18 protein-coding genes, 1 tRNA gene and 10 pseudogenes are annotated in these 24477 nt (G+C 58.7%); 18 read left to right on the top strand and 11 right to left on the bottom strand.

The genetic code is table 11. From position 1 onward, the window contains the following. Window positions 1–90: 90 nt before the first annotated feature. The 4 genes and pseudogenes from ACW4PC_RS03835 to ACW4PC_RS03850 all read right to left on the bottom strand — a co-directional run bounded on the left by ACW4PC_RS03835 (window position 91) and on the right by ACW4PC_RS03850 (window position 2218). A pseudogene (locus ACW4PC_RS03835) lies at window positions 91–818 on the bottom strand (SOS response-associated peptidase family protein). A 309-nt stretch (window positions 819–1127) separates the two neighbouring features. Continuing rightward, entirely contained in the window at window positions 1128–1460 is a 333-nt protein-coding gene (locus ACW4PC_RS03840) for a hypothetical protein (protein ID WP_455872863.1), read from the bottom strand. Window positions 1461–1535: 75 nt separating this feature from the next. Further along, window positions 1536–1757: a hypothetical protein gene (locus ACW4PC_RS03845; protein WP_455872864.1), complete on the bottom strand. Its 222-nt coding sequence runs from the start codon at window positions 1755–1757 to the stop codon at window positions 1536–1538. Between the two features lie 227 nt (window positions 1758–1984). After that, window positions 1985–2218 (bottom strand): hypothetical protein, encoded by a 234-nt coding sequence (locus ACW4PC_RS03850; RefSeq protein WP_455872865.1) that lies wholly within the window; start codon window positions 2216–2218, stop codon window positions 1985–1987. A 77-nt stretch (window positions 2219–2295) separates the two neighbouring features. Here ACW4PC_RS03850 and ligD point away from each other — a divergent pair. From ligD to ACW4PC_RS03875, 5 genes and pseudogenes are all read left to right on the top strand, one after another. Then, window positions 2296–3427 (top strand): annotated as a pseudogene (gene ligD / locus ACW4PC_RS03855) (non-homologous end-joining DNA ligase). Beyond that, window positions 3418–3672, top strand: a complete 255-nt coding sequence (locus ACW4PC_RS03860; RefSeq protein ID WP_455872866.1) for a hypothetical protein — start codon at window positions 3418–3420, stop codon at window positions 3670–3672. The pseudogene ligD and the gene ACW4PC_RS03860 overlap by 10 nt, the downstream one beginning before the upstream one ends. Window positions 3673–3843: 171 nt before the next feature. Then, window positions 3844–3917, top strand: a tRNA-Cys gene (locus tag ACW4PC_RS03865). A gap of 236 nt (window positions 3918–4153) precedes the next feature. After that, window positions 4154–4468 (top strand): hypothetical protein, encoded by a 315-nt coding sequence (locus ACW4PC_RS03870; RefSeq protein ID WP_455872867.1) that lies wholly within the window; start codon window positions 4154–4156, stop codon window positions 4466–4468. 31 nt (window positions 4469–4499) lie between these two features. Then, window positions 4500–5234, top strand: a complete 735-nt coding sequence (locus ACW4PC_RS03875; RefSeq protein WP_455872868.1) for a hypothetical protein — start codon at window positions 4500–4502, stop codon at window positions 5232–5234. A gap of 12 nt (window positions 5235–5246) precedes the next feature. Here ACW4PC_RS03875 and ACW4PC_RS03880 read toward each other — a convergent pair whose 3' ends face one another. Continuing rightward, on the bottom strand, window positions 5247–5450 hold the full coding sequence (locus ACW4PC_RS03880) for a DUF982 domain-containing protein (RefSeq protein WP_455872869.1): 204 nt from the start codon (window positions 5448–5450) through the stop codon (window positions 5247–5249). A gap of 414 nt (window positions 5451–5864) precedes the next feature. Between ACW4PC_RS03880 and ACW4PC_RS03885 the strand changes: the two genes are divergently transcribed. Then, a complete protein-coding gene (locus tag ACW4PC_RS03885; protein ID WP_455872870.1) occupies window positions 5865–6167 on the top strand; it encodes a hypothetical protein in 303 nt (100 codons plus the stop codon). A 131-nt stretch (window positions 6168–6298) separates the two neighbouring features. Here the strand turns inward: ACW4PC_RS03885 and ACW4PC_RS03890 are convergent, their stop codons facing one another. Continuing rightward, entirely contained in the window at window positions 6299–6550 is a 252-nt protein-coding gene (locus ACW4PC_RS03890; RefSeq protein WP_455872871.1) for a hypothetical protein, read from the bottom strand. A 130-nt stretch (window positions 6551–6680) separates the two neighbouring features. Here ACW4PC_RS03890 and ACW4PC_RS03895 point away from each other — a divergent pair, with 130 nt between their 5' ends. Continuing rightward, on the top strand, window positions 6681–6941 hold the full coding sequence (locus ACW4PC_RS03895; RefSeq protein WP_455872872.1) for a hypothetical protein: 261 nt from the start codon (window positions 6681–6683) through the stop codon (window positions 6939–6941). Between the two features lie 86 nt (window positions 6942–7027). Here the strand turns inward: ACW4PC_RS03895 and ACW4PC_RS03900 are convergent, their stop codons facing one another. Beyond that, a complete protein-coding gene (locus ACW4PC_RS03900) occupies window positions 7028–7339 on the bottom strand; it encodes a hypothetical protein (RefSeq protein WP_455872873.1) in 312 nt (103 codons plus the stop codon). A gap of 129 nt (window positions 7340–7468) precedes the next feature. Between ACW4PC_RS03900 and ACW4PC_RS03905 the strand changes: the two genes are divergently transcribed. After that, window positions 7469–7828 carry a DUF3307 domain-containing protein gene (locus ACW4PC_RS03905; RefSeq protein ID WP_455872874.1) on the top strand — a complete coding sequence of 120 codons (360 nt, stop codon included), beginning with the start codon at window positions 7469–7471 and terminating at the stop codon, window positions 7826–7828. A gap of 105 nt (window positions 7829–7933) precedes the next feature. Next, window positions 7934–8344, top strand: a complete 411-nt coding sequence (locus ACW4PC_RS03910; RefSeq protein WP_455872875.1) for a hypothetical protein — start codon at window positions 7934–7936, stop codon at window positions 8342–8344. A gap of 133 nt (window positions 8345–8477) precedes the next feature. Here ACW4PC_RS03910 and ACW4PC_RS03915 read toward each other — a convergent pair whose 3' ends face one another. Next, entirely contained in the window at window positions 8478–8663 is a 186-nt protein-coding gene (locus tag ACW4PC_RS03915; RefSeq protein ID WP_028739658.1) for a hypothetical protein, read from the bottom strand. A gap of 555 nt (window positions 8664–9218) precedes the next feature. Here ACW4PC_RS03915 and ACW4PC_RS03920 point away from each other — a divergent pair. From ACW4PC_RS03920 to ACW4PC_RS03930, 3 genes and pseudogenes are all read left to right on the top strand, one after another. Further along, window positions 9219–9510, top strand: a pseudogene (locus tag ACW4PC_RS03920) (hypothetical protein); the annotation flags it as partial. A gap of 449 nt (window positions 9511–9959) precedes the next feature. After that, window positions 9960–10100, top strand: a pseudogene (locus tag ACW4PC_RS03925) (head morphogenesis protein); the annotation flags it as partial. Window positions 10101–10629: 529 nt separating this feature from the next. Further along, complete coding sequence (locus ACW4PC_RS03930) at window positions 10630–11535, top strand: hypothetical protein (RefSeq protein WP_455872876.1); 906 nt, start codon at window positions 10630–10632, stop codon at window positions 11533–11535. 44 nt (window positions 11536–11579) lie between these two features. Here ACW4PC_RS03930 and ACW4PC_RS03935 read toward each other — a convergent pair whose 3' ends face one another. After that, a complete protein-coding gene (locus ACW4PC_RS03935; RefSeq protein WP_455872957.1) occupies window positions 11580–11726 on the bottom strand; it encodes a hypothetical protein in 147 nt (48 codons plus the stop codon). A gap of 165 nt (window positions 11727–11891) precedes the next feature. On the opposite strand from ACW4PC_RS03935, the gene ACW4PC_RS03940 reads away from it, so the two are divergent. The 4 genes and pseudogenes from ACW4PC_RS03940 to exoR all read left to right on the top strand — a co-directional run bounded on the left by ACW4PC_RS03940 (window position 11892) and on the right by exoR (window position 19864). Continuing rightward, the gene (locus ACW4PC_RS03940; protein ID WP_455872950.1) at window positions 11892–12557 is read left to right on the top strand and encodes a protein-L-isoaspartate O-methyltransferase family protein; all 666 of its coding nucleotides are present in this window, start codon (window positions 11892–11894) and stop codon (window positions 12555–12557) included. 230 nt (window positions 12558–12787) lie between these two features. Then, complete coding sequence (locus ACW4PC_RS03945; RefSeq protein ID WP_455872877.1) at window positions 12788–13612, top strand: PopZ family protein; 825 nt, start codon at window positions 12788–12790, stop codon at window positions 13610–13612. A 117-nt stretch (window positions 13613–13729) separates the two neighbouring features. Continuing rightward, window positions 13730–16572, top strand: a pseudogene (locus tag ACW4PC_RS03950) (valine--tRNA ligase). A 2474-nt stretch (window positions 16573–19046) separates the two neighbouring features. Then, a pseudogene (exoR, locus tag ACW4PC_RS03955) lies at window positions 19047–19864 on the top strand (exopolysaccharide production regulator ExoR). Between the two features lie 9 nt (window positions 19865–19873). On the opposite strand, the pseudogene xth reads toward exoR, so the two are convergent. Next, a pseudogene (gene xth / locus ACW4PC_RS03960) lies at window positions 19874–20676 on the bottom strand (exodeoxyribonuclease III). Between the two features lie 146 nt (window positions 20677–20822). Next, window positions 20823–21156: pseudogene (gene erpA, locus ACW4PC_RS03965) on the bottom strand (iron-sulfur cluster insertion protein ErpA); the annotation flags it as partial. A gap of 247 nt (window positions 21157–21403) precedes the next feature. Here erpA and ACW4PC_RS03970 point away from each other — a divergent pair. Continuing rightward, a pseudogene (locus ACW4PC_RS03970) lies at window positions 21404–22609 on the top strand (deoxyguanosinetriphosphate triphosphohydrolase). A 53-nt stretch (window positions 22610–22662) separates the two neighbouring features. Further along, window positions 22663–24421 (top strand): annotated as a pseudogene (gene argS / locus ACW4PC_RS03975) (arginine--tRNA ligase). Window positions 24422–24477 lie beyond the last annotated feature (56 nt).

Genomic DNA, 24477 nt, shown 5'->3' on the forward strand with positions numbered 1-24477 from the left:
CGACCAGGAGGGCGCAAGCTTCAGTAAGGGACACGACTGGTTTAATGGGTAAAGCGCGATGCGCGTCGCCGAAATTTGAATTGTCGTACATCACGCGACGGCCAGCTCGACAGGCAATCGCACGAGCTGGTCATTCGGTAGCGGCCGCTGCAGCGCACGTGCCTCTTCCCATGGAGCCGTCAGCCAGGTCTCGATTTCATGCTCATTCGACAGGATGACCGGCATGGCCTTTTCATGGACCGGTGCCACGACGGCATTCGGCTCGGTGGTCAGGAAGCCGTGGAGATCAGCCGCCACGAGGCCTTCCTTGATCTTGCGGACGCTCTGCCATTGCGGCACCCAAAATCCAGCGAAGAACGTCAGCGGACAGTCGGGGTCGGCCGCAAACCAGGCATTGGGCGTTCTGCCGCCCTCGGGCTTGCTGGCCGGGTCCGGCTCGGCGAAAGCCGTGAAGGGAACGACACAGCGAAACTCGACGCCGTGCCAGCGCTTCCAATGCCTGCTTTCGACATTGCGGACATTGGTTGTTCCGCCGTCCGGCTCCATTTTCAGGATCTCTTGGAAATCGACGTCCTTGCCTTTCTTTCGCAGAGCGTCCGCTCGCTTGGTGGCCGCCTGAAACAGCGCCTGTGACGAGCTCGGAAGCCCCATCTCACATTTGCCAGCTCTCGGCCGGCCGGTGTGTTGCGGACGATCGGCGCCATCCTGTCGGGCCATATCTCTTCGATCGGCTGCAGATTGCCGGTGCTATCGATCATCGCTCGGGTGATCGCGCGGATTGCCTCCTGGTTCCTCAGCATCCGGTAGAGATTGCACACATTTCCCTCCCTCGGCTCCCAATAACCGCGTTCGAAACTTCGTCCGTGTCGATGAACTGGCCGTTCCAGCGTGATTGAAATTCTGGGGCAGCTTCGCGAGTCGGGAAGCAAAAGACAAGATAGGCGTCGCCGTCGAAATGCGCGCGATACTGCCTGCACCTGCTATCGATCCGCAGACATGACGACAGGACCTCGCCACGCTCTTTGAATGTCGGGAAATTCCATACTACCTCCCGGCCGGTCGAATTGCTCCACCAGAGGATCACATGAAAAGGCAGGTCTTAGTTGAGGCGCCAGCGGGCTAGTGGATTATCTCGTCTTGATGCCACCGGAGTCTCCTGAAAGCGTGGCGTCTTCCCAAACGGGAACTTTGACCGTCTTGACCTTGACCAGCCGGCGGACGACGAGCTTGCCGAAATCCGCACCATTGGGATGGTGCACGTGCAGGTGCATATAATCGCGGCGATTACAGCGCTCGAAGCGGAACCTGCTCACCGGGCGGTCAAGGCTCATATTGTCGCGGAACTGCAGGATTTCGCGCGGCTTATAGCAATGCGTCGTGTTGCAGTACTGGCAGGTGATCACCAGGAGCTGCCCGGCATCTGTAGCGTCCAGTAGCGTCCAGCGGGACAGCTTCCGCATATAGTTCATTTCCGGCATGCTATAGCCCCGAGTTGGCAGCCGTTTGTTCTTATTATGTTCTCGTCAACGGGAGAGTCAAGGTGCCTTGCGAAGACGCTGTTTCGACTGATTCAGAGCTTGAGTAATCTCGTCAAGGTCAGTAATCCACGGTTCACCACTTTGGCGCGGGTAGAACTCCACAACCGCCGCGTTCGACTCCTTGAGCGAGACTTCCGCGAATATTTCATCTCCAGCCCATATCTCCGCAACAAGGTCCTCTCTATCCGGCGGGCTCGTTATTTCAATAATCAGTGACATGCCTATGGCTCCAAAAGTCCCATGAAATTCCACCGATTCAATCTGTGCGATCACATACGCCGTGATCGATGCGACCGCGTTGCGACCAAATTTTAAGCAGCGTCTTCATCTAATCCCCACCCGTCACAGCTGGCATCTCTAAAAGTTCAACGTGACGTTGTTGATATTGCGTCGTGAAGGCCTCGGCATCAAGCGAGCACTACGCGCCCAGCTCACGTCTTGCATTTTCACAATCCGATACCGTGTGCAAATATTCTCCCGGAACGTCCATTAAATCCGCTCCGCTTAAGTACAGGATCGCTTCCCATATTTTTGCTTTCATTCGACTTCTCCAAGTGCAATGTGCCAATATCATCCGCCTCGATCGCCCGACTTGCAAAACTTGCGATTTCTTCGCGACTTGCAGAGCCGCTGCACAAACCATCAAACTTATCGCGTATTTGGTTCAGATCTATATTCATTTCACTACCTCTATTTTTCCGTTGTCATTGCCTCAAATTTCGTTTTCTTTTTAAGTATTCCCTGATGTAATCATCGGATGGCAAAGCCTCCACCTTCAAAGCCTCTGCTCGCCATCCGATAAGCCGGTTCGCTCACGAGCCCGCAAAGCCGCGAGATCCGGCGCAGCCTAATCTTCCCCTCGATCCCATGCCAGACCGCATTGAGCCGTGCCTGGCGCTGTTGAAACCCGGACCGCCCAAAGGGCCGGAGTGGGCCTTCGAAATCAAATGGGACGGATATCGCATCGCCATCCATATCGAGCCGAAAGGCGTTCGCATTATCACGCAGCGGCGGCCATGATTGGACGGATCGCTTCCCGGCCATCGCAAAAGCGGCGAAGAAGCTCGACGTGGCGACCGCGATCCTTGATGGCGAGGCTGTCGTTCTCGATGAGCAAGGCCGGTCGGATTTCGGGCTGCTGCAGCAATCGCTCGGCGACCGGGGCGGCAAGCGCATCTCAACCGAAGCGATCTTCATGGCGTTCGACCTGCTCTATTTCGACGGCCATGATCTGAGGAAATTGGAATTCACCGCTCGGCGGCATCTCTTGGAGGGGCTGATCAAGAGCAGGGACGATGTCATCCGGCTCTCGGAAGAGATCGAGGCAGACGGAGACCGGCTGTATTTTGCTGCCTGCGAGCACGGCCTTGAGGGAATCATCGCGAAAGACCGTGAGAGCCCGTATCGCTCCGGCCGGCGTGGCGACTGGCAGAAGATCAAATGCATCCAGAGCGACGGCTTCGCGATCGTCGGCTACGAGCATTCTTTTGTCGCGCGTGCCGGGATCGGTTCACTGCTGCTCGGAGCGCGCCAAGGCACGCAAGCTGGTCTATGTCGGATCGGTCGGGACCGGCTTCAATGAACGCACGGCGCATGAGCTGCGCGCCGCACTCGACAAGCTGAAGGTGAAGAAGCCGCCTGTCGAATATTCCGGCCGGCGCAAATATATCGTTTGGGTGAAGCCGACGCTGGTGGCCGAGGTCGAATATCGCGCCTGGACGCATGACGGCAAGCTGCGGCAGTCGTCATACAAGGGGCTGCGTGATGCCGAGGAGAATGCGGAGATTTATCGAGATCGAGTGAAACAATTGGCAGGAACCTGTTCCTCTCGCCGAGGTTCGGTGGATCAGAACCGAAGCTCAAAATGGAGGATCATCCAATGCTTCTGAAACTCATCACGGTCTTTGCACTTTCGATCGGCCTTGCAACTTCGGCCATGGCTCAGGCCAGCGGCGGTTCTGGTGGAACTAGTGGTTCTGGCCAGTCCGGCGACACTTCAGGTTCCGGTACCGGATCTGGCACTTCAACCTCTGGGACGAGCTCTTCCGATAAAGACAAGGATTCCCAGGGCAAACAAGAGTCTTCCGAGTGTGCACCGGGCCAGGTTAAAAATGCCGCCGGCAACTGCCAGTAAAATCTGCAGACCGTTAAAGGAAAAACCCCGCAGTCAACTCTGCGGGGTCCGAGAACATTCGGAAAACGGTTATTCAGAATGAAAAAAGGACCGTATTCAGAATGAACCCCCTTGCGCTTCTCCTAGGATCATTCTAAATCCGCGCCACCACAGCATAAAACGCTTACGGATGGCCTCGTGGCGGAGTGGTGACGCAGAGGACTGCAAATCCTTGTACCCCGGTTCAATTCCGGGCGAGGCCTCCAATCAACTTTTCACCCACCTGTAAGTGCTTGATTTTGCCGCAGCTGTTCTCAGGTGGCAATCTTGACTTGAACCGTTCCGCCACACCAAAGCGAGGTGTGGTAATGCGTTCCTGTTTCAGCCCCTCGGTTCCGTCTTCAGCGGCAGCAGCTTTGAACCGATTCCATCCCAATTAATTTTTCCACAGTCTGCTGGCAAGACGTGCGCACTCGGCATGCTGCAGCGTCGATCGTGAAGGATGCAGCAGCCTTACATGCATTCCACGCTCGCCAGTATTCAACACGCCCGCCGCGGTGGCGGACCTATCCAAACCATCGATCTAACGAACGTATCGGAAGAACAGCTCAATGCACACGAACCCATCTTTGGCCCGCGTGCCACCGGCAGGGGAGATGATGAGGGCTATAGCCGCACGCCGGTTGATTGGTTCGAGATGGGCGAAAGCTGGTCGCCACGGCTTGAGATCTACGTCGGAGGCCCGCGCCAGATGCAAGGCATGGGACCGGATGGCAAGTACAAGGCCCTGCTGATCACGGCCAATGAACTGAAATAGCGGCCATAGTCGAGCTCGGGGCATCCTTGGATTGGCCGGAGTATCGGCTGCCTATCTCCATCCAGTCGGCTTGAAGGTCGCTGCCGTCATACGTGAGCACGGCAAGCCTGATTTTGTGGCGCTGGAGGAGCAACCCCTCGCCAAGATCGGCAACACCAGCGCCGACGCACTCATTTATCCATGGGTGACGACCACGGCCATTGTCTCGACGATCGCTAATTTCGGCATTCCCCAGGGCACGCTCCCGCAAGGCACTTGGCGCAGGAGCTTCTACGGACAGACCTTCAAGCCACCGCTAGACAACAAGGGAAAGAAGGACTGGAAGAGCGCCGCCGTCACCGAATGCGAGCGCATGCGCATCCGTCTCCCGTCTCAGAGGACGCGCCCCCACAATGCTGCGGAGGCATGTGTGCTCTTGCGATCTGTTGGTGGTGTCAGGGAACTGAAGGTTCATGCCGGCCGGTATCAAGAGCCGCTGATGGCGCTGCGGATGCAGCGGAATGAAAGGATTTTCGGCCAACTATTGGCTCACAAATATCTCTGGGAAAAGCAGAACGGCTCGCTGCCTGACGGCATGTTCCCGAGGTGCCTGGATGGGGACAAGACGAACCCCGACTCCGCGAATTGGGAACCGCTCCCGCGCGCAAAGCGACCTTACCTCAATGGCCATCGCGGCTTGGAACTACGAGGCCGCAGAGCCGGAGGTTCGGCCTGCGATCGTCGCGGTAGCGAAGCTCCGGCACGCTGCAAGACCCAAGGCAGATGATTCGCAGGTCACTTAGCGCTTCACCGCAAGCTGAACCGCAGACCTGGCGTCCTCAGCTGCCATCCGACCATCAATGGCGGCTCGGCAAGCTTGCCATGCACGGCGCCATTTATCGCTCGTTTGGTTGGGCTCGTGGATAAGCCAGTTCATGGCCTCCTCGGGGAGCCGACAACAATGCGAATGCGGCGATCTCCCAGCACGAGGGGTTTCTTCCATCGGTGCACCAACATGACCGCGCTCCAATCGTAGGGGTTATCGATCATATTAAATCCCGCCACGTCACATCGTTCCATCCCGGAGAAGAGAAACAGGAGCCGCGAGTTGAACGAGTTCGCCCGATATACCCGCCCGTTCCCGGTGGCCATTGGTGAATGCTCCGCTTTGCTCGCTGGATTTGATTGGGCGGCAAAGCAGAACGAACGCCGCCGTCAGCGAGAGGCCCGCAAGCGTCAGGCGACATAGAGGTCTGAGGTTCTGCCTGGGTTGATCGCCGGATGCATCCTCACTAGCCCGGGCTACGGCTCAGGCACCAATTCGAGGCAATGCCTCAATACAGAATTTGTTAATACAGAATTTGTTTTGAATGCCGCTGGCAGCGCTGTTTAACTCGCCTCCATAGGAGGAGTTCCCATGAAGAACGTGATTTTAGCAGCTGCGCTTTTGCTCCCGTCGTCAGGCCTTGCCGCCCAGGCCGTGGAAGTCAACGCCCGCGCTCACACGTGTAGCCAGATTGCGCAAATTATCCGCCAATCCAAAGCGGCTTTTGTACGCACCGGCTTCGGCGGCCGCAGCTTCCGCTATCCGCCGTCCCGCTGTAAGCTGGGTGACAAGCGCGCCATCGTCAGCTTGCGGGATGCCAACGGACAGATGTGCACCCTCGATCATGCGTGCGTTAATGATCCGGCATCGCCCTATAACTGGTCCTTGGATTAGCGCTCCGGAGCCTAGTGGATAACTCAACCGAAGGCGGCGCGTCGAACCTGGACCGGCCTGACCCCCACAGCCCGCCACCTTAACCGGGGCGCGGGCTTTTCAATTCAGCAGAAATGCTGTGGTGACCGCGGCTATGCAAGATCAACGCCGCTTATCTGTGCTGGAAGTCCCTGGATTGCGTACCTGGGGAGACGACGCCATGCGGCCTCATCCGTATTCCGGTTGAGGATTTCCATGAATTCAGAGGCATCCTTGCCCGTCAGGTCGCTCAACTGCTTGTACCCGATCGTAGCAGGATGGCCAGTGATGGCATCGACAACGGTCCACGTTCCGTCTGTTTCTGCGCGGCGGTCGTATGGCAGGTAGGAGGTGTCGGAAGACATGATGTCCTCCTTTCCGGCGCCTCGTAAGCGATAGCGCCTATAAGATAAACGCGAATCGGGACAATTTGTTTCAGGCCCGGTGGCCACCAACATCCGCGCCGGCGGGTTCCGGCAAATAAGGAGAAGACGCATGAGCGTACAAGCAATGTTCTACGTGAAGGAAATCAATCACCGCGCCACCAGTCAGGCCGATCAGGTTAACGTCGAGATCAAGCTTGCTGCTGCCTTCGGTGGCTATCTGCAGGGCCTGCCGGAAGGCAATGGCGACTGGTCGAAGTATACCCCGCAGGGCGAGCTTTCCATAACCGTCACGAATCCGGCTGCCATCGAGCAGTTCGAGATCGGCGGCGTCTATCGCCTGACCTTTGAAAAGGCCAGTGACGAACGGTGAAGGAAATCACCCCGGAGGGTCTTACAACACACGGCTTCCGGGGTGATGATGAAAGTCACCTATGTCTAAGCGCACCGAACGAGCGATCATTTCGCAGGGTCAGCTTTAACATCAGAGTCAAATGTGGCTGAGCCCCAGTCGGCGATAAAATACTTCTCGACCGTAAGCTCACCCTTCTCAGCTCTGGCGGCCTTTGCTGCGGCGTTGAATGCTGCTTGTGCCGCGTCGCGATCTTGGAAGTCGCCGATCAGGGAGGTGTTGGGTAGCTTATACCATTTCTTTGCGGTAAGCGCCCATACCCAAGTCGACCATCCAAGTTTCTCCGCTTGAGCGATAAACGCGGCGTGCGGATCTCGATGGGTGTCGGCGATATCGTAAACTGCAATATACCGTGCCATAGCCGTTCCTTTGCTGGTTGCATGAGCAATTGATAATGAACACCCATGAGTCGCAAGTGCAGTTCAACAACAGGAACGGCTTTGCACGTGGTTTTCCGGTTATTCGACTTCTCCACAGGTTGAGAGACGATGATCGAAACTTTCATGATGCTGGCGCTGATGTTGCTCGCTACGCACTGGCTGCTCGACTATCCGCTGCAGGGTCAGTTCCTCTCTGACGCCAAACAATCTGGCCCGCTGCGCGTTTATCACCTGATCACACATTCCGGCATCCAAGGTACCGGCGTGGCAGTGGTCACGGGTAGCGTCTGGCTAGGTCTGCTCGAATGGACGGCACACGCGATAATCGACGAGGCGAAGGTGAGGGGCAAGACGACGTTCGCCCAAGACCAAGCCCTTCGTATCGCCTGCAAGATCGTCTGGCTCGCCTACCTCGTCCTGTCCGTAATGCTTCAGCATGGGTCGTCTATATCGCTCTGGTGGCGATGATGTTCGCACTGTCATCCATCTCGGCATGGTGGCCGAGATGAGCGGGATGGTTGAACGCGAAGCGGGCAGGAGATCATACCGCGAGAAGCTGTATCGGATGCGCTCGTGAACCGCCTTGTAGAGGATGGCGTCCTGCCCGGGCTGGATGCCGCAATCGAGAAATGCGGGGCCTTGAGCGAGCAAGAGCCAACCCTCGGCAAGTGGTGCCCCTCCCGCCAGGCCGCAGACGCTGCTCCACGGTCACTGTACGTCAAACGCAAGGTCATCAATGCGGCAGACATCATCGCGTGGGCGAAGGGGCAAGGTTTCGAAACCACGTTGCCGGCCGACCACCTGCATGGGACGATTACCTGCAGCCCTGTCGACTGGATGGCGATGGGCTCTGCATGGGAGGACGAAGTGAAAATCCCGCGGGGTGGCCCGCGGCTGATGGAGCGGTTCGAAGAGCTGTTTGCGTCGAACATGAGCTGGATTACGCCGAGTAAAGCTGCATATCACCATCCCTTACGACGATGATGCTCCGGAACTCGCGACCGTCGAACCCTATCAGGGCGAGATCCTGCTCGGACCAGAGGTGTTTAAGGAAGCGATCGACGACTGGCTTGCTAGCGTCAGGGAAGTGGAAGTCTGATGCTCGGTGTTATCGGTGTCACGCAGCCAGAAGAAATTCTTGATCTACCTCGCGGTTCAATGCTCCGACCAACTCCTTGGCCTCCTCGGCTGTGAGCATGTCCATGACAAATCCGTTGATCACGGCTTTCTGCCCGGTGACTTCATCGAACACCGACCAATAGATGTTGAGATTCTTGTGAACGTTATACCTATGGGCTTCCATGGGGAATTCCTCCTTCTTGAAGCATCGATAGAAAAGCACTTCGCCACCAAAAGATGAATCGTGCGTGTGTATATCGAGCCTATCCATTGGGATAGTGCCCGGCTACGTCGCTAACCTCGGGTCCACAATGAATTTTACCGACGCTGTAACCGTCGCGGGAAGGCGTCGGCGCGATGACGGCTAGCTTGTTGCCGAACGCTCGTATCCTGGCGGGCGCGCTCGTAGTCTAGGCCCCGTGAGCCGCCTCACTCGCTAGCCTGATGACGTAGTCTTCGGATGCGTCGGCGAGGGCGAGGGCCACCTCAGCTCGTCCAAGGCCCTTTGAGTGCAGCCTTTCGACCAACTCAAGCATGGCGGCATCGACGATCTGCCGGCAGTTCATGCGTGTTGGCTGTGGTCTACCTATAAAGTACAGCTTGGCGGTCATGACACCCCCTTTTGGTCGCTCGCAGGATGCCACAATTTCGCAGGTGCACAAGCAACTGCTAATTTTAATATGCGGTGCAATATGAAACAGTTTAACAGAGGCGCTTCCAGGGCACCGCTGAACGCCTCATCGCGAAATTGGGCCGGAGCGGCATCACAACGCGCGTCACGCCTCGAGATCCTGCCTTGCGGCGATCCGGTCGAAACCTCGTGCACGGCCAAGCTCCTGCCGATGGGATACACGGCGCGCGAGATCGACGGGACTGTCATTCAGGCCGGAGACGTGCAGGTTTCCATCTCGTCCGTCGATCGCGATCTCGCCGTCACGGCAAATGGCAAGCAGTATCGCGACGTCAGCGGCGATCCCAACAATTACGATGGCGTGACCAACGTCGTCCTTGTCGTCCAAGGAAGAATTGCGCCTCAGTCGTCTTGGGGCGCTGCCCATTCGCGCTCGAATTGGATGCTGTCATCGAGTGATGGGAACCAGCAGTGAGCATCGACCGCAGGCGTTCCTGGTCCGCCGCTTGGTGCCTTCAGTATGTAAACGCCGGCGCACTTCTTCACGGAATTTGAGAGCTTTTCCAAATCCGAATAGGGAATGTTTGCGATAATCACGGGCCCGAAGTTTCCCATCCGTCACTCCGTGTCTCTGCTTGGCTGAGTATCATCGAAAGCCGAAACGATGGGAAGGAACACCTATGACTAAGTTGCTACTGCATAAGACCTATAGGGCCTGCACGCCCCCGAGAGGTCCTCGACATTCCGCAGCGTGGGGCCGGTTCACTCGAAGCCATCGGGCCTCGGGCAGATCATCAAGGATGAGGCTCCCCCTCCGAAGAAGGTAGGCAAGAGCGCTGACGCTGAATAATGGCCACCCTTCGCCAGCAACTCTCTGCCCTCATCGACGCGCTTTCTCCGAACATGGAGAAGACCTTCCGCGAGGCGATCGACGATATCAAGTCCGAGATCGCGCTGAGAGAGGTTGTCGAGCGTCTGGAGCGCCGCGATCACCCACCGAGCTTCTTTGAAAGCCATCTGTCGACAACGCCGTGACACACTAGAGGTTGCCACACGGTTTATGGCGCAATCCAGGTAGGCGCACTCTTTGTTTTCATCCTTTTCGTCCCGGGGTCAGCCAATGTCCAATGATGAAGCCGAAGGAGAATGCCGGGATTTTACGAGATAGAATATTTCGGCAAGCTTTTGTCGCGAGTGACTGGTGCCGTTCACCGGTGGACGCATTGGCCGCGTCCAATTTCATCCCAATTTTTTACTCTGGCGTACCTCGCGATCATGCCGGGCACCACTTGTCGTCGACGGCCTCGCCGGGACTCGAAGGAAACTCGCAATCGGATTAGCTCGAAACCGTAACAGGCCGGAGGTTCTTAAAGCGGGTGCATCCAGCGTCCGCCAAGCAATTATTTGACAAACAATCATATTTTTGAAAAATGAGGGCCTCTCCAGGAGAAACTTCCAAGGCAAAAGCCGGGCGCTGCGGTCTGGCTGAATTGCCGAAATCAGTCCGCTGTGATCCGATATGCCGGCCATTGAACAGGAAATTCGACAGGACGCGCACATTCCGCCCGGCTATAGCGTTCGGGAGCTTCTGGCGTCGCCGCTGTTTGCAATGTCACTGACGGAAGCGGCGAGCCGCCTGATAGCCATCTATCATGAGGCGCCGCGCGCGGTGCGCTATATGTCTGATCTACGCCGTTGGCTCGTCGCCCAGGCCGCGCTGGCCTTCTATTTCGAGCGACGAACAGATCCGAGCCGCGAGGATCTGACGGTTACGCGTCTTACCGAGTTCGCGCCGCTGCACCAATTCGCCAGCAGGAATACGATCGCTTCCTATATAGCGCAGATGCGCCAGTACAAGCTCTTCACCGAACGGGAGAGCCCGGACAAGAGACTGCGGCCGTTGGCGCTTTCCGAAGCGGCGGAGCATCTTATCCGCAACTGGTTCGACAGCCATATGGCATCGCTGGACAGGTTGGACGGGGGAGAGCGGCTTGCTCTTTCCCAGGCCGACCCACGGCTGCTTTACTATTCCCATCCGCCCGCTGCCCGGGCACTCATCGCCGATCCGCGCTGGAACGATCCGCCGGAAAGCGTGAAGACCTTCACGTTCACCAATCTCGGCAGCAATGTAATTCATGACCTAGTGGCCCGTTTTCCCTCGGGCAATACGCTTTCCGAGCGCTGCTATGTTGGCGAACTGAGGCCGGGAGATCTTGCAAGCCGCTACCATGTCTCGCGCACGCAGATCGTGCGCGTGCTGAACCGTGCGAGAGCCCTCGGCGACATCGGCTGGGACGGATCGCAATATGGCGAGAAATTCTGGATTTCCGCCCGCCTGATCGAAGATTATCGGAAATGGCAAGCCGTCAAATTCGAAGCGCTGTCGAGGTCGATGAGCGACGCTTGCGCGCAGATTTACGCATAGGGCCGCGTTCAGGCGCGATGCACTTCACAACTGGCGCACTGACGCTATCGTGTCGTCTCGCTGTCCAGCAGCCCGCAGCAGAATATGGCGATCAGCGCTGCGATGATGAAGAAGTCGAACAGCGTGAGATACTCGAAAAAGGCAGACATGGCCTGCACCTCCTCCATTTCCTCCGGTTGTAAGAATACCACAAACCACCTCTTTGTTCCAAACAAGAGTTGCAGTCCCGGCCGCGCCGGACGCCAGCCGGCTCAAGCGGGAGGATTCTTGCCGCAGTTGCTTACTGTGCCTTGAAAGCGCACGCCGCGGAGATTAAGAGGACGGGTGACAATGCCACGTTCAACGGGCGAGAGGATATGATGGATTTCGAAGCAGCACGCGCAAAGATGGTTGACAACCAGATCCGTACGACGGACGTCACGTCGCATTCCGTGCTGACGGCCTTCCTGACGGTGCCGCGCGAGGCCTTCGTGCCGGAGAAATCCAAGGCTCTCGCCTATATCGACAACGATGTCGAAATCTCGCCGGCAGCGGGCGACAAGTCGGCACGCTTCCTGATGGAAGCTTCGCCGCTGGCAAAGCTGCTGCAGCTTGCTGCCATCACCACGGACGATGCGGTTCTCGAAGTCGGCTGCGGCACGGGCTACACCTCGGCTCTGCTGGCCATGCTTGCCGGTTCGGTGGTTGCGCTTGAATGCGACGAAGCGCTTGCAGCCGAAGCAAAGAAGAACCTTTCCGGCTACGCCAACGTTTCCGTCGTCACTGGCGCGCTGGAGCAGGGCAACAGTGCCGGCGCGCCTTACGATCTGATCTTCGTCAATGGCTCCGTCGAGGAGGTCCCAGCTGCCCTTCTTGACCAGCTCGCCGAGGGCGGCCGTCTTGTCACCGTTCAGGGCTACGGCAACGCCGCCCGCGCCAAGGTGTTCTTCAGCGAAAACGACGCTGTTTCGGAAAACGTGTTCTTCAATGCTTCGGTCAAGCCGTTGCCGGGCTTTGCCAAGGTTCGAGAGTTCGTCTTCTGAGCGGAATTTTCAGGATTTATGAAGCGGGCGCCTCGGGGCGCCCGCTTTGTTTTCGGCCTGTCGCAAAAGCGTCAGCGGCGCTGGCCTAGACTGCCGCAACAAAACTGTGCACGGGCGCATTCATTTGATTCGCGCTGATTTTTTTCATGTCTGGGGTATTCTAAGGTCTGGGTGATTCGGATGCCCACTCCACGCAATCCGATCTTGTTGCAGGGATAACGGGGATAGATATGGCTCAGCCAAGCGTAGTGCGTGAACCGTCCATGGAAGAGATTCTGGCGTCGATCCGCCAGATCATCGAGAGCAATGAGCCGGGCGCGGGCAGGGCGATTTCGCCGTCCCTGCCGCCTGTCTACGGCGCCGATGACGAGGAGAGCGACTCCAACATCCATCTGACGGTCGACGAGACTTATGCTGACGTCGAGTTCCCCGAGCCTATGATGATGTCCGATCCGCGTTTCGTTGCGGCGAATTCGGCAGGCAGCCGCGAAGCGGAAGCGCCGGCGCCGGCGCGGGCGATGTCGCTTGCCGATGTTGCTGCCCGCGTTCGTGCCGCCTCGGAGCGTACCGCACCGCAACCGCAGCGCGAAGCGCCGCCGGTCTTTCGTCAACTGGAACCGGCCGGATCCCCCGACCAGGAAGCCCGCCATCCGGCGGAAGCCGTTTCAGCACCTTTTGGTGCTCCGCCGCCGGTCGCAATGCCGGCACCGGCCGTTGCGCAGGCAGAACGCGTTGACATGCCCCAGCCAGCCGCCGCAGAACCGGCGCAGCGGGCTGCCGTCCCGCCGGCCGCCGACGCTGAAGAAGAGCGTTTGCCGAATGTCGCCGAAGAAACCCAGAGCCTGATTTCGCAGAGCGCCGGCCTGCAGGTTGCACGCTCGTTCGAGGAGCTTGCGCTTGCGATTGATGGCGCCGAGCGCCGCTCGCTGGACGAGATTGCCGAGGACATGCTGCGCCCGATGCTGCGCGAGTGGCTGGACGACAACCTGCCGACGCTTGTCGAACGGCTGGTGCGCGAAGAAATCGAACGCGTGGCGCGCGGCCCGCGCCGCTGACCGGGACCGCTTTTATCGAACAAGCCGCTCCGGTCTCCGGGGCGGCTTTTTTATTGACTTGCCGTCAGCCATCCTATTTACAACCCCCATCCTAAAACCCCGAAGTTTGGTCATAAAATGCTCGACAAGACGTATGATTCCGCCGCAGTCGAACCGAAAATCGCCGCGAAATGGGATGAGGCCGATGCGTTCCGCGCGGGCGCCAACAAAAAGCCCGGCGCCGAGACCTTCACGATCGTCATCCCGCCGCCGAACGTGACCGGTTCGCTGCACATGGGACATGCGCTGAATAATACGCTGCAGGACATCATGGTCCGCTTTGAGCGCATGCGCGGCAAGGACGTGCTCTGGCAGCCGGGCATGGACCATGCGGGCATCGCCACACAGATGGTCGTCGAGCGCAAGCTGATGGAACAGCAGCTGCCGGGCCGGCGCGAGATGGGCCGCGACGCCTTCATCGAGAAGGTCTGGGAGTGGAAGGCGGAATCGGGCGGCTTGATCTTCAACCAGCTGAAGCGCCTAGGTGCTTCCTGCGACTGGTCGCGCGAACGGTTCACGATGGACGACGGGCTCTCGGAGGCGGTTCTCGAGGTTTTCGTCACCCTCTACAAAGAGGGTCTGATCTACAAGGACAAACGCCTCGTCAACTGGGACCCGAAGCTTCTGACGGCGATCTCCGACATGGAAGTCGAGCAAGTTGAGGTCAAAGGCAATCTCTGGCATTTGCGCTATCCGCTTGAAGAGGGCGTCACCTATCAGCATCCCGTAGCCTTTGACGAGGAGGGTAAGCCAACCGACTTCGAAACGCGCGACTACCTGGTTGTTGCGACGACGCGGCCCGAGACCATGCTCGGCGATACTGGCGTCGCGGTGAATCCCGAAGACGAGCGCTACAAAGCGATCATCGGCAAACACGTCATTTTGCCGATCGTCGGCCGCAAGATTCCGATCGTTGCCGACAACTACGCCGATCCGACGGCCGGCACCGGCGCCGTCAAGGTCACCCCTGCGCACGACTTCAACGACTTCGACGTTGCCAAGCGCACGGGCCTGCGTGCGATCAACGTGCTCAATACCGATGCTTCGGTTACCATCAAGGACAACGAGGACTTCCTGGAAGGTCTCGGCCATCCGGCCGCCTTGCATGGCGCCTGGGACCGGCTGGAAGGCCAGGATCGCTTCACGGCACGGAAGATCATCGTCGAGATTTTCGAGGAAGCGGGCCTGCTCGACAAGATCGAGCCGCACATACATACGGTCCCGCACGGCGACCGTGGCGGGGTGCCGATCGAGCCGCGTTTGACCGAACAATGGTGGGTGGACAACAAGACGCTTGCGAAGCCTGCCATCGCATCGGTCCGCGAAGGCCGCACCCAGTTTGTTCCGAAGAACTGGGAGAACACTTATTTCCAGTGGATGGAGAACATCCAGCCCTGGTGCGTTTCCCGCCAGCTCTGGTGGGGCCATCAGATCCCGGCCTGGTACGGTCCGGACGGCCAGGTCTTCGTCGAGAAAACCGAGGAGGAGGCGCTGCAGGCTGCGATCCAGCATTACCTCTCGCACGAAGGCCCGATGAAGGCCTATGTCGAGGACCTATTGGAAAACTTCAAGCCGGGCGAAATCCTGACGCGCGACGAGGACGTTCTCGACACCTGGTTCTCCTCGGCGCTCTGGCCTTTCTCCACTCTCGGCTGGCCGGAGCAGACGCCGGAACTGGCGCGGTACTACCCGACGAACGTTCTCGTCACAGGCTTCGACATCATACCGTTTTGGGTGGTTCGCATGATGCAGATGGGGCCTGCACTTCATGAAGGACGAGGACGGCAATCCGGTCGAGCCCTTCCATACCGTCTATATCCACGCGCTCGTGCGCGACAAGAACGGCCAGAAGATGTCGAAGTCGAAGGGCAACGTCATCGATCCGCTCGAACTGATGGACGAATACGGCGCCGACGCATTGCGCTTCACGCTGGCGATCATGGCTGCACAGGGCCGCGATGTTAAGCTCGATCCGGCCCGTATCGCCGGCTACCGGAACTTCGGCACCAAGCTTTGGAACGCCACGCGCTTTGCCGAAATGAATGGTGTCAAAAGCGATCCGAACTTCGTACCGGAGGCGACGGGGCTGACGATAAACCGCTGGATCCTGACGGAGCTTGCCCGTACGGAACGTGACGTAACGGAAGCAATCGAATCCTACCGCTTCAACGATGCGGCCGGTGCGCTTTACCGGTTCGTCTGGAATCAGGTCTGCGACTGGTACCTGGAACTGCTGAAACCGGTCTTCAGCGGCGAAGACGAGGGCGCGAAGAAGGAGGCTCAGGCCTGCAGCGCCTATGTTCTCGAAGAGATCTACAAGTTGCTGCATCCGTTCATGCCGTTCATGACCGAGGAGCTTTGGGCGCATACAGCGGGTGAAGGCGTTGAGCGCGACACGCTGATCTGCCATTCCGAATGGCCGGCGCCGTCCTATGCCGACAATGCCGCAGCCGACGAGATCAACTGGCTGATCGACCTCGTCTCCGGCATCCGCTCGGTTCGCGCCGAAATGAACGTTCCGCCGTCAGCGACTGCGCCGCTGGTGGTCGTCAAGGCCAACAATCTGACGCGCGAACGGCTCGCCCGTCACGAGGCGGCGATCAAGCGCCTTGCCCGTGTCGAAGCGATTACGCTTGCCGATAGCGCCCCGAAGGGGGCAGCGCAGATCGTCGTCGCCGAAGCGACTGCCTGCCTGCCGCTCGGCAGCCTGATCGATCTTTCGGTTGAAAAAACTCGCTCGGAAAAGGCAATCACCAAGACCGAAGGAGAGATCGCGCGCATCAACGGCAAGCTTTCCAACGAGAAGTTCGTCGCCAATGCCAATCCGGGACGTGGTGGAAGCGGAGCGCGAGCGGCTGGCCGAATTCCAGAGCCAGATCGCAAGCCTCAAAGTAGCGCTGTCGCGCGTCATTGAGGCCTAGGCTTCCCCTTGGCGTATAATACCTTAAGGCGTCTGATTTGGTCGGACGCCTTTTTTACGTCGTTGGAACGAATTCGATCGCACTTGCTGAATATTCCCGGCTGCAAAGCGTCCAGTTTTGCGAATTTATGAAATGAACTGCCCTCTCGGGGCGAAAATCACGACTGTTGTCAGATTGATACAGATAACGCGATGTGTGGAATGACAATCCAAATATACCCATAAATGATTAGGGTATTAGGATAAAATTTTATGAACAAAAAATATTGACGTGCCCGTCAATTCCTTACGTCAATTTAACACCTCTCCCGCATTGTGGCTGCAAGAAGGCGCAAGTTGCCATTTATCGCGATCGCCTGCACTCTGCCGCCATTGGAGTGCATAAGTGGGGGAGACACAGTTGGCATCTGGTATGTTTTTCAAAGGCGTAGCATCGCTCGCCGTCCTTTTCGTCCATCGCCTCGCCATCGTTTGCAGGCGGGCTGGAGCGCGGCGGGTATAATATCGATCAGTCTGTTCGATCCTTCGCGCCCATTTGCCTTCCGAAGTCTGGCCGCGACGTATGTCGCTGCCGCGACGCGAAAGCTGAAGAATGTGCAGGGATACGGACGCTCCCCACCGCGCTTCCTCCCGTCCCGACCGGCCCCGGCGGCGGCGACCTCAATGACCGCCCTGACAGTCCGCGGACGAGAGCGGAAGGTTATCGGCGTTCCATCGCGTCGGCCTCAAGGCTGCGCCGTATGGCGAGCACGTCGACTGCTTGGCTCGACTACTCCGAGCCTTGGGGCGCTCACAGCGAATCCCGGCTCCAACTGGGCGGGCGCCAACTAGCAACATCGAAACCGAAGGTTAAGAGCCGCAATTATGGCGGTACCTGCTCGTACAAATTCGACTGTGGGCCCCGGCCAAGCTCCGCTTTATGGGCGGCGCCTTCTACCAGGAGGTCGATGGTTTCAAAGATCGGCCTCGTTCAGCGATATTCCGCCGTTGCACGGGCATTCCGGCTCCGGGCATCGGCCGCCTGGAGCTTGAGGGAGATGAAGCGTGGGGTTGGCGCGCGGGCATCGCGTACGAGATCCCCGAATACGCGCTGCGCGACCAGCCTCGTCTAACATAGCCGAGTGAAGTATGATCTAGGCTGACATGGACCGGCACGATCTGACCTGCGGTTCCAATCGTGCGCGGACCATGGGGGCAGTCATAATTTTCATGACGTCTACCGGTTCGGCCGAGGCTGCCGAATTCGCTGGAACTGAAAGTGCAGAGCGGCATCGCGCCGGATTGGCTCGCGTTCGAGCTCGGTGAAATGGACGGACTGGAGCCAGCTTGCAGTCGTGTTGGCTTTCTGCCCGACGTCGGGGGGTGGGTCCGGCTGCGCGGCCGTGCACCAGTCTCTCGATCTTCGCTTATCGCGATGGCTGGACGATCAGCGGCGGGATTGGTCACAAATTCAACGAGCAGTGGAGCTGGCGCCGTCAGCCTGACCTGGGATCGCGGCACGAGCGACGGCTATGGTGACGCAAACCGATAGCTGGTTGCTGGGTGCCGGCGCTTGGTATCGCTCCGAACGGAAAACGTCGAGTGGCGCCTTTGGCGGGGCGCTGGGTCTGCTGACCAGCGGAGAGTCCGGAGAGGTTCACGCGATCGAGGGCGTGACCTATCGGCGACGACGTCTCCTACTACGTTCGGACAACGATCATGGTGGCTGCGATTGTCGACCGCGCCTCAAAATCAAATTCTGATCTTGCATCAACGACGTAGAAGAGCCCGGCAAAAACGCCGGGCTTTTCTTTGCGCCCGCCGTATTAACCTTGCTCCAAGTCATCTCATTTTGTGACGATTCAGCAACACATTTTTACGACAGTTCGCATATCATGCCGGCGGGGCGAATTTGTCCATTTCCCGCCACAAACAGGGCGCAGCGATATTTGCGGGCGAGGGAATGGCAGGCGTAGGGTACGTTTAAGAAGCAAGATGGGTCGAGTTTTTTCCGCGACGGGCAAAGAGCGTATGAGCGCCGGCTTTGATGCCGCTTCTTGTGCGATTTAGCTTTTCCCGCAAGGCGATTCCGCCCAAAAAATTCACTCAGAAGTCACGCACCCAATCTGTCTTTCCCCCGATGATACGGCGCCCATTGTCGCCGCACGCAGGCACCGCGATCACGCCAGCACCGGTTTGGTCACATTTGGTGTTTACGAGTATTTGAAAGGCGGAAGGACGCTTGTTCGCTCCGCAGGAATGACGCCGCAGGCATTGCAGGCGGACCAGGCCGGAACGCGGGTGGTCTATCGCGATGCGCAAAAAATTCAGGCTCTCGAAGAAGGGCCGAAGGCTGGATGCGACGCGGGCAAAGGGGCCATTGAGCCCGCCGCGGGATTGCTCGCCTGGAGGAATACGCCGGGAAGCCGGGCAGCGGAGTGTATGCTGCCATGGCGGTCTGCGATGGAAGCGAGGTAGCAAGAAACCGAAGGCGAGATGCTGACATCCGAGCTCAGACTCCTCAGATTTTCCGGTGCTTATGGGGCTGTCTATCGCGCTTTCGCGCGGCGATATGCCTGCCCGGCCAAGGCTTTCGACATCAATGCGGGCGTGACCAAGGAATCCGGCCCCTTCGACCTGTTCAAGTTCGGCTTCAAGGCCTACAAGAGCGGCCAGCAAGGGTGAGGCCGTCGAGGCCTACTGCATACGCGGCCGAAAAGGGCCATAGCCGGTTGGCGCTGGGCGCTCGCCAGTATGGATGCCGACGGCGACGGCGTCGCCAAGAACGACTTCGAAGCTTTCAAGATCTACAGCGAAATCGCCAATCAGGGCGTCGAGCCTGGTTCCGGAAGATACCGGCTTCTTCGTCAATGCGCTGCTTTCTCTCGCCGATTATTACCGTCACGGCATTCCCGGCAGCCCGGTCAAAATGGACCTTTCGCAGGCCCGACAGCTCTATTTCCAGGTGGCCTCCGACCTTTGGTGTTGCTGAAGCGCAGTTCCGTCTGGCGGAGATGATTCTCGCCGGCGAGGGCGGCCGCGCTGATGTGCAGCAGGCCAAGAAGTGGCTGAACCAGGCCCGCAAGCACGGCCATGCCGGCGCCATGTCGATCTTCGGCAACCTGATCTTCCAGGAAGGCCAGACGACGCAGGGGCTCGCCTTCATGACGGCCGGCGCTCGACCGCTGCACGGCCGGCGGACTGCGGCTGGATGCAGAATCGCTGCAGGAGCAGGCCTTCTCGGTCGCGAGCGAGAGGTGATCGCCGTACGGCTGTTTCGCTCTCCCCACAAGATCGCGACCGGCAGCGATTAATCTGCGACCTTAAGCTGCGAAGTCGAAATAGGCGACGACCGGAACGTGGTCGGACGGCTTTTCCCAGGCCCGTACATGCTTTTCGATCGCTGACGGATGTCAGAATGATCGGCGGCTTCCGGCGACAGCATCAGGTGATCGATGCGGATGCCGTTGTTCTTCTGCCAGGCGCCGGCCTGATAATCCCAGAAGGAATAGAGCTGCATGGTCGTCGCGTCGACGCTGCGGACGGCATCGGTGAAGCCGCAGATTTTCGAGCCTGCCGGAAGGCCTGCGCGGGTCTCCGGCAGGAAACAGCGCGTCGCTTGTCCCAGACCTTCGGGTCGCTAGCAGTCGATGCGGTTCGGGGATCACGTTGTAGTCGCCGGCCAGGATGCAGACGGCTCCTCCATAGGCGAGGCGCGATCCTCGGCAAATTGCGCTGCAGCCGCTCCATCCAGCGCAAGCTTGTAGGGATATTTTTCGGTATCGATCGGGATTGCCGTTCGGCAGATAGAGGCAGCAGACGCGAAGAGCGCCGATTTCTCGGGGATCGAGAACACGGCTTCGATGAAGACGCGCCTGCTCGTCGAGCATCATCGCCCGGCAGCCCGCGGCTCACCTCGTCCGGCGTGGCCTTGGAAAGTATCGCGACGCCATTGAAACCCTTCTGGCCATGGGTTTCGACGTGATAGCCGAGCGCTTCCAGTCTCGAAGCCGCGGGAAAGCCATCATCGATCAGATCTTGATTTCCTGCAGGCAGACGATGTCCGGATCGGAATCCTTGAGCCATTGCCGTGAGCGTTGTCGATGCGCGCCTTGACGCCGTTGATGTTCCAGGTCGACGATCTTCATGGAGTTGTTCCTTTTGCGGCTTCGTGCCTGATCTTTTATCGTGCCGTCCCACGTGCGGACAAGGCGATATGCCAGCCGGAAGGGATACTTCGGCCGGTTCGATGTGGATAGACAGGCAAGCTTTAATCGAGAAGCTGGTGCCGCAGCCGCAGCTTGCAACCGCGTTCGGGATTGCGTGATCTGGAAGGACTGACCGAGCAGGTCGTCGACGAAGTCGATTTCCGAGCCTGCCATATAGACCAGCGACAGGCTGTCGATCAGTACCTTGGCGTCGTGTCTTCTCGATGACGATGTCATCGTCCCGGGCATCGCACGGCAAGGTCGAACTTGTAGGAGAAGCCCGAGCAGCCGCCGCCTTCGACCGAAACGCGCAGCGCGTTCTTGCCGGTTTCGGCACCGACGATCGCCGCGATTCGCTTTGCCGCCGCGTCGGAAAGGGTTACACTTGTATCTGTCATGTTTCTCCTGCCGGGGTCAAGATCCGGAGAGAATTGATACTGGCCGCATCGAATCGTCAAACGGCTGATATCAAAAGAATCTATCACATGCGTTGCCGGAACGCATCATTCGGCAAAGCAGTTAAGAAATGCGCCTCTTTGCCGTTTATGTTGGCTATAGGTATGAAGAGCGCGATGCGGACGTCAATGGGCGAGGTGCTGCGCGATGTTGAATGACGGTGAAAAATGAAGATCGACAGGCAGGCGTATGGGTTTCGGAAACGGCGAGCGGGCGACCTATGCGTGCAGACCCCTGGACGACGCGCGGACGGCTTTATGCCGAAAGCTGCAGCCCTACGCGTTCCGAATTCCAGCGCGATCGCGACCGCATCGTCCATACGACGGCTTTTCGCCGTCTGAAGCACAAGACGCAGGTCTTCATCGCGCAGGACGGCGATCATTATCGCACGCGCCTGACGCACACGATCGAGGTCGCGCAGATCGCGCGTGCGCTGGCGCGCGCGCTGAAGCTGGACGAGGACCTGGCGGAGGGCGTGGCGCTCGTGCACGACTTTCGGCCACACGCCTTTCGGCCACACCGGCGAGGACGCGCTGCACGAGGTGCTGCTGCGCCTATGGCGGCTTCGACCACAACGCGCAGTCGCTCCGCATCGTCACCAAGCTGGAGCGGCGCTATGCCGAATTCGACGGCATCAACCTGACCTGGGAGAGCCTCGAAGGCCTCGTGAAGCACAATGGGCCGCTGCTGACGAAGCGACGGGCAGGGCACGCGCGGGCCGGTGCCGCAGCCGATCCTCGATTACTGCGAAATCCACGACCTCGAACTTGGCGACGTTCGCCAGCCTCGAAGCACAGGTGGCAGCGATCGCCGACGACATCGCCTATAACACCCATGACATCGACGATGGTCTGCGTTCGGGCTACCTGACGTTCGAGATGCTGGAGGAAATTCCGTTCCTCGCCGGACTGATGGCCGAGGTCCGCGCGCGCTACCCCAATCTTGAGAAGAGCCGGTTCACGCATGAGATCATGCGCCGGCAGATCACGCGCATGGTCGAAGATGTCATTGCCGTCGCCCAGGAGCGCCTGAGTGAGGCTGAAACCGAAAAGCGTCAAGCGATGTACGCAAGGCCGGCAAGGTGATCGTCAACCTTCTCGGAGGCGATGTCGCAGACCGACAAGCAGATCAAGCAGATGCTTTTCAAGCGCATCTACCGCCATCCCGACATCATGCGCATCCGCGCAGGCGCCGACAAAGATCGTCACCGATCTTTTCGCCGCCTACATGGCCAATCCGAAGGAGATGCAGAGCCATTACTGGGTCGACCATATTGCAGGCCTTGCCGATGCGCCGAAAGCCCGCCATGTCGGCGATTATCTGGCGGGCATGACCGACACCTATGCAATCAGCGCCCACAGGCGATTGTTTGACCGCACTCCGGATTTGCGATAGGCAGCGGGCGCCGCGGCAGGAGCTGCGGCAGAGCCTATGCATGGAAGAGTGCGATGAACCTTTTTACCGACTTCGAAGCCAGGATTAAGAACGCCCTTGAACAGATTGATATCGTCAAGGAAAAGCGATCCGAGCTCGATTTCGGCCGCGTCGCCGTCGAGCCGCCGCGTGATGCAAGCCACGGCGATGTCGCGACCAATGCCGCGATGGTGCTGGCAAAGTCGCTGGGGACCAATCCGCGCGCGCTCGCCGAAATCATCATCGCCAAGTTGAAGGAAGATGCCGACGTAGCCGACGTCTCCGTCGCCGGTCCGGGCTTCATCAACATCAGGCTTTCCATCGGCTACTGGCAGCGCTTGCTTGCTTCGATCATCGCGGCCGGAACCGACTACGGCCGCTCGAAGCTTGGTGCCGGCAAGAAGGTCAATGTCGAATATGTCTCGGCAAACCCGACCGGCCCGATGCATGTCGGCCATTGCCGCGGCGCCGTCGTCGGAGACGCGCTGGCTAATCTGCTTGCCTTCGCCGGCTATGCCGTCGAGAAGGAATACTACATCAACGATGCAGGCTCGCAGATCGACGTGCTGGCGCGCTCCGTCTTCCTGCGCTACCGCGAAGCGCTTGGCGAAAGCATCGGCGATATCCCGCGCCGGCTTTTATCCGGGCGATTATCTGATCCCGGTCGGAAAGTCCCTTGCTGGAGACTATGGCGTGCGGCTGCACAACATGCCGGAAGAGCAGTGGATGCCGATCGTCAAGGATCGCGCGATCGACGCGATGATGACGATGATCCGCGAGGATCTCGCAGCCCTCAACGTGCATCACGACATCTTCTTTTCCGAGCGGATGCTGCATAATGCCGGCGCTGCCGCGATCCGCACCGCGATCAATGATCTGACCTTCAAGGGCTATGTCTACAAGGGCGCGCTGCCGCCGCCCAAGGGCCAGGTGCCGGAAGACTGGGAAGACCGCGAGCAGACGCTCTTTCGCTCGACGGAAGTCGGCGACGACATGGATCGCCCGCTTATCAAGTCGGATGGCTCCTACACCTATTTCGCCGCGGATGTCGCCTATTTCAAGAACAAGTTCGATCGCGGCTTCGACGAAATGATCTATGTGCTCGGCGCCGACCACGGCGGATACGTGAAGCGCCTGGAGGCCGTTGCCCGCGCCGTTTCCGAAGGAAAATCGAAGCTCACCGTTCTGCTTTGCCAGCTCGTGAAGCTCTACCGCAACGGCGAGCCGGTGAAGATGTCGAAACGCTCCGGCGACTTCGTGACGCTGCGCGACGTGGTCGAGGAAGTGGGCCGCGATTCGGTCCGCTTCATGATGCTCTACCGCAAGAATTCCGAGCCGCTCGACTTCGATTTCGCCAAGGTCACGGAGCATTCGAAAGACAATCCGGTCTTTTACGTGCAGTATGCGCATGCCCGCTGCATGTCGGTTTTCCGCCAGGCGAAGGAGGCGTTTCCGGATCTTGACCTATCGCCCGCAGACCTTGCCGAAGCGGTCTCCGGCATCTACGATCCCACGGAATTGCAGCTGGTTGCGAAGGCTGCAGAATTCCCGCGCATCGTCGAAGCTGCGGCACAGTCGCACGAGCCCCATCGCATCGCGTTTTACCTGTATGATCTCGCAAGTTTCTTCCATGCGCACTGGAATAAAGGTAAAGATCAAACGGACTTACGATTTGTTAACGATAAGAACCGAGAATTGAGTATTGCCAGACTTGGGCTGGTGTATGCTGTCGCTTCGGTTTTGAAGTCGGGACTCGCCATTACAGGCACTGCCGCACCGGATGAAATGCGATAACGTCACCATTTCCCCACATTGCGCTGGCATTTGACCGCGTGGGTTTACGGGTGGGA

It is taken from the genome of Rhizobium yanglingense (genome assembly GCF_977109285.1).

What these genes read in the sequence shown, in the direction of transcription:
- ACW4PC_RS03840 (WP_455872863.1), bottom strand. Translation starts at nt 1,460, where the DNA reads ATGCGGAAGCTGTCCCGCTGGACGCTACTGGACGCTACAGATGCCGGG.
- ACW4PC_RS03845 (WP_455872864.1), bottom strand. Translation starts at nt 1,757, where the DNA reads ATGTCACTGATTATTGAAATAACGAGCCCGCCGGATAGAGAGGACCTT.
- ACW4PC_RS03850 (WP_455872865.1), bottom strand. Translation starts at nt 2,218, where the DNA reads ATGAATATAGATCTGAACCAAATACGCGATAAGTTTGATGGTTTGTGC.
- ACW4PC_RS03860 (WP_455872866.1), top strand. Translation starts at nt 3,418, where the DNA reads ATGCTTCTGAAACTCATCACGGTCTTTGCACTTTCGATCGGCCTTGCA.
- ACW4PC_RS03870 (WP_455872867.1), top strand. Translation starts at nt 4,154, where the DNA reads ATGCAGCAGCCTTACATGCATTCCACGCTCGCCAGTATTCAACACGCC.
- ACW4PC_RS03880 (WP_455872869.1), bottom strand. Translation starts at nt 5,450, where the DNA reads ATGGAAGAAACCCCTCGTGCTGGGAGATCGCCGCATTCGCATTGTTGT.
- ACW4PC_RS03885 (WP_455872870.1), top strand. Translation starts at nt 5,865, where the DNA reads ATGAAGAACGTGATTTTAGCAGCTGCGCTTTTGCTCCCGTCGTCAGGC.
- ACW4PC_RS03890 (WP_455872871.1), bottom strand. Translation starts at nt 6,550, where the DNA reads ATGTCTTCCGACACCTCCTACCTGCCATACGACCGCCGCGCAGAAACA.
- ACW4PC_RS03895 (WP_455872872.1), top strand. Translation starts at nt 6,681, where the DNA reads ATGAGCGTACAAGCAATGTTCTACGTGAAGGAAATCAATCACCGCGCC.
- ACW4PC_RS03900 (WP_455872873.1), bottom strand. Translation starts at nt 7,339, where the DNA reads ATGGCACGGTATATTGCAGTTTACGATATCGCCGACACCCATCGAGAT.
- ACW4PC_RS03905 (WP_455872874.1), top strand. Translation starts at nt 7,469, where the DNA reads ATGATCGAAACTTTCATGATGCTGGCGCTGATGTTGCTCGCTACGCAC.
- ACW4PC_RS03915 (WP_028739658.1), bottom strand. Translation starts at nt 8,663, where the DNA reads ATGGAAGCCCATAGGTATAACGTTCACAAGAATCTCAACATCTATTGG.
- ACW4PC_RS03930 (WP_455872876.1), top strand. Translation starts at nt 10,630, where the DNA reads ATGCCGGCCATTGAACAGGAAATTCGACAGGACGCGCACATTCCGCCC.
- ACW4PC_RS03940 (WP_455872950.1), top strand. Translation starts at nt 11,892, where the DNA reads ATGATGGATTTCGAAGCAGCACGCGCAAAGATGGTTGACAACCAGATC.
- ACW4PC_RS03945 (WP_455872877.1), top strand. Translation starts at nt 12,788, where the DNA reads ATGGCTCAGCCAAGCGTAGTGCGTGAACCGTCCATGGAAGAGATTCTG.